Raw genomic sequence first — 4,600 nt, 5'->3', positions numbered from 1 at the left:
ACCCCGGCCGGTCTGCCCGGCGCAGCAGACGCATGCGATCCTGGCGCTCCCGGTTGACGCGCAGGAGGTCTGTCATTGCGTCGCGATAAACCCCCTGAATTTCGTCCATCCACTGCAGGGTCAGGCGCGTGTTGTTGGCCGCGCATAGCAGCGGTGCCTTCAGAGGCTCATCGAGCACGATATAGCTGGCCTCGCGGAGCCCCCTCGTAATTTGATCGCGGGTAATGGCGCGCCCACTCTGGTTCGCCATATTGACAACTTCGTAGGCCTCAAAGAGGGATTCCATGCTTACCCACTCCGCAACGGCCTGGCGCTCCACACCTCGACGTAAGCTACGGCGCAGTTTTCGGGCCATATTGCGAAACTCTCTCTGCACACGCCGCCCAAACACCGGGTCACCCACAGGTTTTAACTGATCGTCGGCAGACAGTTCCCGCCAGTCGGCGTGGGTGAGCACCGCATCAATGGCGGGAAACACCTCCTGCTCTTCAAAGCTCATGTGCCCGTAGGATGCCTGTACGTATTCACGGCCCATGCGTAAAACCTCGGCGCCCCCCAGTTCTCCACGGCGCCAGTCTTCCACCGCCTGAAGCAGCTCGCGTCCATTGCGCAGCATGTGGTCGTGGTCCCGTTCGAGGCGACGACGATCCTGGGCCAGCTTCTGGTCAACATCCGCGGCGTAGCCATAAATGACATCTTCCCGGGGGTGATGAAAGCGGTCGGGCCAGGTCACCATGTAATCCATAATCTCGTAGATCACGTGGGTGTCCACCAGCTCACTGCGCTCGATGGCATTGAGATGATCGGACAGCAAAGCAAGCACACTGGCAATGTGACGGTGCTCTGCGCGAAGAGCAACAAGCATGGGCGCTTCGGAGACATCGCTTTCGTGTTGATCGGCAAAAGCCTGAAGGTCCATGGGCTCAGAGCCTACGGGTCGCTTAGGAGATTTGGCTGATGTCGATCGGGACCGCGTGACCGCCATAGATTTCACCACTGACCGAGATAGAGCCAGCAAGACTAACGATGAAGCGTAGCGCTAGCAAGCCAACCCCGGGCTAGCTAAACGGGGCCGGCCCTTGAAGTGCGAGATGCAGTAAACGGAGGGCGAGACCTAGCTGTTGCCCAGTTCCCGCACAAGACTTCCGATGGACTCCTTGGCATCACCAAACAGCATCCGCGTGTTGTCCTTGTAGAAGAGAGGGTTCTCGATACCGGCAAAGCCTGAGGCCATGGAGCGCTTCAGTACAAACACTGTGCGCGCCTGATCTACGTTGATAACCGGCATGCCGTAGATGGGCGAGGATTCCACGTCCCGTGCCGCAGGGTTAACAACGTCGTTGGCACCGATCACGATCGCTACGTCGACAGTCTCCATACGCGGATTGATGTCATCCATTTCCAGCAGCTGGTCATAGGGCACGTCGGCCTCCGCGAGGAGCACGTTCATGTGTCCTGGCATACGTCCTGCCACGGGGTGAATACCAAAATTCACCTCGGCGCCATTTTTCTCAAGAAGTTCTGTGAGCTCCTTCACCACGTGCTGCGCCTGGGCCACCGCCATGCCGTAGCCAGGTATGATCGCCACGCTCGTTGCTGCTTCGAGAATGTAATAGGCATCTTCGGCGGAGATAGGCTTGATTTCGCCCTCAACTACAGATTCTTCATCGCTCACCGCGGCAAATCCACTAAACAGTACATTAGACAATGAACGGTTCATCGCCTTGCACATGATTTGCGTGAGGATGATGCCCGATGCGCCCACCAGGGAGCCTGCGACAATGAGGATGTTGTTGTTGATCGCAAAACCCGCGGCACAGGCAGCCAGACCGGAATAGGAGTTCAACAGCGAAATCACCACGGGCATGTCGGCGCCACCGATGGGGATGACCGCCATAATGCCAAAGGCGAGAGACAGGGCAATCATCAGGATGAGCCAGAAAGGTGTCTCCGGATACAGGCAGAATAGCCAGCCGCTTACGAAGATGGCGAAGATAATCACGCTGTTGACCACCTGCTGACCAGTGAACTGCACCGCAGCGCTGGTGATTTTCTCGCTCAGCTTGCCGTAGGCCACCAGAGAGCCGGTGAAGGTTACGCCACCGATGAGGATCGACAATACGATGGTTACCAGCGTAAACACGCCGGCGTCACCGCTGATGGCCGCCGCACCAACCAACAGGCTCGCAAGACCACCAAAACCGTTGAACAGAGCGACCATTTCCGGCATCGCGGTCATCTGCACCAGACGCGATGCCGACGCGCCGATGGCGCCGCCTACGATAAAGCCGGCAAAGATCCACTGGTACTCAACGATGCCTTGATCCAGCAGCGCAGCAACAATGGCAAGGAGCATACCTGCAGCGGAGATGGTGTTGCCACGACGTGCGGTAGCGGCAGAGCCGAGAAGCTTTAGGCCATAGATAAACAGTGCCGCAGATACGACGTAAGCCAGTTGAATTCCAAAAGGAGATACGCTCACAATCAACCCCCTCGCTTCTTGAACATGGCCAGCATTCGGTCGGTCACCATATAGCCCCCGACCACGTTGATGGAGGCAAGCGCCACGGCGCCCGCCCCCAGCCAGTTAGCAAGATCCTGCTGCCCGTTGCCCGCGAGTGCGATGGCACCCACAACGGTAATGCCTGAAATCGCATTAGCGCCAGACATCAGAGGCGTGTGCAGGGTAGCGGGCACCTTGGTGATCAGTTCGAAGCCGAGGAAGATCGACAACATAAGAATAAAAGTCAGAAAAATCGCATCCATGATCAGGCATCCCCCGCCAGAATGTTCTTGATAGTTTCGTTAACAACAGCACCATCATGCGTAATCACGCAGCCCGGCAGAATGTCATTTTCCATGTCCAGCACAAATTCGCTGGCTTCCTTGTCCCAGGTGTCTTCCACCAGGTTAAACAGGTTACTCGCGTACATTACCGATGCATCGCGGCAGACATAATTGGGCAAGTTGCCCAGACCCACGACCGATACACCGTTGATGTCCACAATTTCGTTGGGAACCGAGCCCTCGACGTTTCCGCCGGTCTCCGCCGCCATATCAACGACCACGGCTCCGGGCTGCATACCCTCGACCATGGAGCGGGGCACAATCACGGGCGGCTTGCGACCGAACACCTGCGCCGTCGTAATAACAACGTCGGAATCAGCAATAACGGCTGCCTGTGCGTCCTGCTGTTTCTGGATCTGTTCCGGCGTCAACTCCTTAGCATAGCCATCGGCGGTCTGGCCGGTATCGCCCAGATCGATATCCAGAAAGGTTGCTCCCAGAGACTGTACCTGCTCTGCCACGACAGGACGGGTATCAAAGGCGGTGACCTTTGCGCCCAGGCGCTTGGCTGTGGCGATGGCCTGGAGACCCGCGACGCCGGCACCGATAATAAAGACTTTGGCGGGTTTGAGCGTGCCTGCGGGGGTCATCATCATGGGAAAAATACGTGGCAGGCGGGTTGCGGCCTGCATCACCATGACGTAACCGGCGAGATTTGCCTGAGAGCTGAGGGCATCCATTTTCTGACTGCGGGTGGAGCGCGGGATCATTTCCATGCTAATTGCCGTGACGCCTGCATCTGCAAAGGCGCGCACCGAATCATGCTCGTTGAAAGGATCCAGATAGCTGATGTGAATGCAGCCGCGCTTCATTTGCGCGATTTCATCCACCTCAGGCTTGCGAATACGCAACAGCATATCGGCAGCGCCGATCATCGCGGCTCGGTCGCTCACAACCTCTGCGCCGGCGTCCGTGTACTCACTATCCTGAAATCCACTCCCAACACCCATGCCTGACTCTACCTGCACAGTCGCACCCAGGCGCACCAGTTTTTTGGCCGTGTCTGGAGTCATCGCCACCCGGTTTTCGCCCGGATAGAGTTCCTTAGGGACAGCTAGTTGCATGTTTTTTACCCTGTATCGGTCAGTTCTCGGTGCTCTTTAGGCACAGTATTTCCGCGCCACCAAAACCCCTAGTTTTTGAGGGGGCGAGACTCTAACACAGAGAAAGAAGCCTTCGAAGCATGCAATGATGATTCAAATGATCATATTGCTTTTGGTTTTAGCGTTTACGGGGCCAGAACGGTCCCGGGTTTACCTGCGACTGCGATGATACTCCGCTTTACACCAGCGCCTAACCCGCTTGAAGACGCAGGAAAGGATTCATCCAGCGGTACTTCCAGCCGGTAAATCGCAGGGGTGCGTCGATGACCGCCAGGCACAGGCAATCTTCATTTGCGAAGGCCCGCGGTGCATGGACATCGCTGGCGCTGCGGTAAATGAAATCACCGGGGTGATAACTACCCTGGTCGTCGCTAAAACCACCCTGAAGCACCAGCGTCATTTCCGAGCCCCGATGATCATGATGGGGAATTTCACCGCCGGCTTTGATATGCAGAAGGGAGAACTCATATTGCGGGTCGCCCGTGCGGATCGGCGTAATGCGCAGCGCCTCGGTGACTTTCTTCCATACCAGGTCAGAAAAGTCGCCGGCCATCAGACGGCTCAACAACGCTGGAGTCGCGTCCTGGCCCTTGCGTTTGGCAGGCTGGTAGCACAGAGGCGCTTCCTCATCGAGGCGCGCAAGCACACGA

At 57.2% G+C, this 4,600-nt stretch carries 5 protein-coding genes; all 5 read right to left on the bottom strand.

The genetic code is table 11. The annotated features are described in order from the left end of the window. On the bottom strand, positions 1-919 hold a 919-nt coding region (locus tag ACTG3T_RS01870), incomplete at its 3' end, for a hemerythrin domain-containing protein (protein WP_439100567.1). 195 nt (positions 920-1,114) lie between these two features. Further along, positions 1,115-2,488 (bottom strand): NAD(P)(+) transhydrogenase (Re/Si-specific) subunit beta, encoded by a 1,374-nt coding sequence (locus ACTG3T_RS01865; protein WP_439100566.1) that lies wholly within the window; start codon positions 2,486-2,488, stop codon positions 1,115-1,117. Then, positions 2,485-2,766: an NAD(P) transhydrogenase subunit alpha gene (locus tag ACTG3T_RS01860; RefSeq protein WP_008293208.1), complete on the bottom strand. Its 282-nt coding sequence runs from the start codon at positions 2,764-2,766 to the stop codon at positions 2,485-2,487. The genes ACTG3T_RS01865 and ACTG3T_RS01860 overlap by 4 nt, the downstream gene beginning before the upstream one ends. Positions 2,767-2,768: 2 nt before the next feature. Further along, entirely contained in the window at positions 2,769-3,911 is a 1,143-nt protein-coding gene (locus tag ACTG3T_RS01855) for a Re/Si-specific NAD(P)(+) transhydrogenase subunit alpha (RefSeq protein WP_439100565.1), read from the bottom strand. Positions 3,912-4,140: 229 nt separating this feature from the next. Then, positions 4,141-4,600: cupin domain-containing protein (locus ACTG3T_RS01850; protein WP_439100564.1), on the bottom strand; the 460-nt coding region annotated here is incomplete at its 5' end.

The sequence above is a fragment of the Congregibacter sp. genome (assembly GCF_965660375.1).
Lineage (GTDB): Bacteria > Pseudomonadota > Gammaproteobacteria > Pseudomonadales > Halieaceae > Congregibacter.
This window is presented reverse-complemented; position numbering and strand designations above follow the sequence as displayed.